Here is a 3418-nt window from a genome sequence, read left to right on the forward strand (position 1 = left end):
TGTCCCAAATTTTTCGAGATCTGCAGGTTTAAAATTACGGACATCATTAATACTCGTTACACTGTTTTCTAAATATAATTCCATACCACAGGACATAAAAGAAATAAAATCTCCCGCTTCGAAGAGTTTAATATCTAGGTTTGAGTATTTGTGAGTAAGTTCCAAAACCGACTGATGGCCGCCGTGCGAGGCACCAACAACAATAACTTTTGTCTTCGACATAAAAAATATAGCCTCCTAATAGATGGGTGACAAATAATAAGATGAATCTACTTACAAAAAAGGTCCAAATATAGTTTAGAATCATTCTAAAAATAAGTCAATCAAATTCAACTAAAAATACTCCTTTTAGGAACTAATGAAATTTGTTGAGAAATAAATTTACTATTTTAACAATCTAGATCGTCCACCAACAAGAAACGGTTCTGGTGCAAAGCTTTAGTAGCACCCATAATTTGGTAGAATGAAAGAAATTTCTTGAGAGTTGATGACATGAATTGGGTTTAAAGGTCGTCATTTTAATCGAGATATCATCACATTAGCCGTTGGCTATTATTTTAGATTTAATTTAAGCTATCGTGATATCGTTGAAATTATGGCTGATCGGGGTGTTTCGGTAAACCATACAACGATCATGCGCTTAGTTCACCACTATGGCGCAACGCTCAGAGCAATTAAACCTGTGGCTAAAGACGGTTTGATGGACCTAAAGGCCCATCAATGTTCCAAATAGCGCAACAATTTAATTGAACAAGATCATCGATTTATCAAAAGACATCGTCAGTCAGCAGGATTTCAAAACATACGCACGGCAGCAAGTACCCTGGCTGGAGTTGAAGTTATTCACGCAATGAGGAAAGAAAACCGAAGAAACGGAAGTCTCCTTGGTTTTTCAGTGATCAATGAATTAAAACAAATGCTGGCAGCGTAAACTGCCTATAGCCCAGAACGATCAATTCATGTGAGCCCATTTATAATTTTGCACCAGAACCATAAGAAGAAAGTAATAGAAATATTTCGAGATATTTTTAAGATTGCGTCAATGTCCAGATGGTATCATCATGAAAATCGGGTACAGAGATCCAAACGTAGAAAAGAGGAATGTAAGTCACAACTTAGTTATGCCGACTTGAAAACGCTACGGAAATCCTGCTTTTGGATATTTCTGGTATCCACTTTTCTCAACTGGGGATTCATTGGTGCTGTATGTGCCATTGACTGGATTGGGTTATGGATTGTTGCAACCCTGTACTAGTTGGTGGTAGTATATAAGTGCATGGAGAGGTATCTCTGTGTACGTGCATGTGTGTTGATTGATTGAAGGAGTCCCTATCCCCCATGGGTAAGGGCTTTTTTATTACTTTCATCTGTGATATCATATTGTTTGCATGAGGATGCTCTTTCATTTACGTTTTGTGAGTACTTGCTATCAGTCTGGTAGGGGGCTTTTCTTGTTCTGAAGAAGTGTTATACTCTGAGTGTCCCAGAGTTAATCTACCTCTTGCTTAGATTTTATTCCAGAAAATCTTTGCCTTAAAAAAGCTCGCTAGTTCCTTTCTAGAGTGCTTTTTTATTACGTAAAAAAGTGTTAATATTTAAGTGCATGAAAATGCCCTTTCATGTATGATTAGTTGGCCCTTACTCTTGGTCTTGTAGGGGCTTTTCTTATGCCTTAATCCGTGTTATTATATTGCTTGTACCAATCACCTCAGATACTACCTTCATCAATTTGTGCAGAGTTAAAAATGCCCTTTAGTGAAGTGCTTCATAATTGTTAGACAAAGAAGTCTAACGATTGTGAGGTACTTTTTTCATGGTTAAATAATAGTTCTGTTTTAAAAGCTCAAATTATAAATGAACATCTCAGCGACGGTACTTCCGGAGCGGAACTAGCAAGAAATCATCAATTACCCAAGCGACAAGTTAATCGATGGCTTCAACAATATCATCTGAACGGCATTGAAACACTTAAGCGGTACAAAACTCGGCGTAAGTTCTCGGCAGAATTTAAATGGTATGTGATAAACTACTACCAAACTCATGATGAGTCTTTAGCCGAGGTTGCCGGAAAATACAACGTTTTAGCCTGTCAGATTAGTGTTTGGCGAAAAACGCTTATTCGAGACGGCTATTCTAGCTTAGAGCCTCATCCCAAAGGTAGGTCAACCAAAACGAAACGTTCTAAAAAACAGATTCGTCAATTAGAAAAACAGAGTGAAATCGAGCGTTTACGAAGCGAGATCGCTCAAAAGAATCAGGAATTCTATGACACAAAGTTGGAGAATGACATCCTAAAAAATCAATGACCCTGTTCGGACCTTCAAAGGGCATCAAAAAAAAGAAATAGTTGATCAGATCAGGGCGGATCAAGTCAAGTTACCCAAGAAACAACGTTATAGAATTGGCGATATACTTAGTGCCATTGGGCTTAAGAAGGCCACGCATAATGATGAACGTAAAGGGATCAAAAATCATAATGATAAATATGCTGAAAATGGTAAGTATCGTGGTCGGTTAACCTACGGTTACCGGTGGGTTCAAGATGAACTAATTAAGCTTGATGTTCATATCGCAGATGCGGTTGTCGACTAATGGATGAATTGGGCGTACAAGTGAGTCTTTATAACCGGAACAAGAACAGTAGTAAATATTCCTCTTATAAGGGTACCGTCGGTAAGATCGCCGAAAATCTCTTGGAACAAGACTTTAAACAGGCTAAGCCTTATATAGTACTCCATACAGATATTACGCAAATTCGCTTAGCGAACCACGATGAGCTTATATCTCAGCTATTACCGACGAGGCCAGCAAGGAAATTTTAGCATTTCAAATCAGTAATAGTCCCAATTGCATTCTAATAACCAAGACCGTTGATGAATTAATCAATAAGTTACCAAGTAATGTTCAACCCATCACTCATTCCGATCAAGGATGGCATTACCAACTAGATTCCTATACAAAAAAATTATCTGAACATGAATTTATCCAAAGTATGTCCCGCAAGGGAAATTGTCATGATAATGCCCCGATTGAAAGCTTTTTTCACCTTTATAAGACCGAATGTTTGGCTGGATTCTCACCGTGTAAAGGCTTAGCCGAATTAAAAGCAGTTTCTTTAGAATATGTTAATTGGTTCAATTACCGACGAATCTCATCAAAAATAAAGGGTATGTCCCCGTGTGAGTATCGAGAACATACCTTAGCGGCATAATAATATTTACTTTTGTCTAACTTTTGTGTTGCACTTCATGCACTTTAAAATGACTCAAGGCTAGTTTTTATTTGCTACTGAGCCATCGTTAATGATGGCCATTTTGTTCTAAAGTACATTCGTGATGACGCAATGATTCACCGATATCTCATCCAGATACTAAGCCTTCTTCTCTCGAATGGAGCCCACCAGATCATCTGTAGCTGG

The 3418-nt window shown here is 37.9% G+C and carries 2 protein-coding genes and 2 pseudogenes; 3 read left to right on the plus strand and 1 reads right to left on the minus strand.

Annotation, left to right across the window (positions count from 1 at the left end; genetic code table 11):
• A pseudogene (locus tag ACP4IT_RS12475) lies at nucleotides 1-222 on the minus strand (FAD-dependent oxidoreductase); the annotation flags it as partial.
• A gap of 274 nt (nucleotides 223-496) precedes the next feature.
• Between ACP4IT_RS12475 and ACP4IT_RS12480 the strand changes: the two are divergent.
• The 3 genes and pseudogenes from ACP4IT_RS12480 (at nucleotide 497) to ACP4IT_RS12490 (ending at nucleotide 3211) form a co-directional block, all read left to right on the plus strand.
• Nucleotides 497-931, plus strand: a pseudogene (locus ACP4IT_RS12480) (DDE-type integrase/transposase/recombinase).
• 919 nt (nucleotides 932-1850) lie between these two features.
• Nucleotides 1851-2306: a transposase gene (locus ACP4IT_RS12485; protein ID WP_225364052.1), complete on the plus strand. Its 456-nt coding sequence runs from the start codon at nucleotides 1851-1853 to the stop codon at nucleotides 2304-2306.
• A gap of 485 nt (nucleotides 2307-2791) precedes the next feature.
• Nucleotides 2792-3211 (plus strand): transposase, encoded by a 420-nt coding sequence (locus ACP4IT_RS12490; RefSeq protein WP_411348113.1) that lies wholly within the window; start codon nucleotides 2792-2794, stop codon nucleotides 3209-3211.
• The last annotated feature ends 207 nt before the right edge of the window (nucleotides 3212-3418 follow it).

This window comes from Levilactobacillus sp. LN180102, assembly GCF_050106635.1.
Classification (GTDB): domain Bacteria; phylum Bacillota; class Bacilli; order Lactobacillales; family Lactobacillaceae; genus Levilactobacillus; species Levilactobacillus brevis.